This is a genomic window from Cohnella sp. GbtcB17 (genome assembly GCF_019091135.1).
In the GTDB taxonomy this organism is placed as follows: domain Bacteria; phylum Bacillota; class Bacilli; order Paenibacillales; family Paenibacillaceae; genus Cohnella.
Map to the genome: position 1 here is coordinate 1 of NZ_JAGXJW010000562.1, position 229 is coordinate 229.

A 229-nucleotide genomic window follows, 5' to 3' on the forward strand; every position below is an offset into this window, starting at 1 on the left:
CCAGGGCCTCGGCACGAACATGCTGACGGTTAACGTCGTCGGCCGCGGCGCGGTCACCAGCATCAAGCCGGCCGACGTGCAGTCGCTGGCGGACGTGGACAACGTCGACAGCTTTGCGCCGGACATCAGCGGGAACGTAACCGCGAAGTCCGGCACGCTGACTTATTCCGCGCCCGTCAACGCGACGACTTCGGCCTTTGCCGATATACGCGATTACCAAGCTGCGCCG

The 229-nt window shown here is 65.1% G+C and carries 1 pseudogene; it reads left to right on the plus strand.

What is annotated here, in order from left to right:
* Nucleotides 1–229, plus strand: a pseudogene (locus KVT38_RS34440) (ABC transporter permease); the annotation flags it as partial.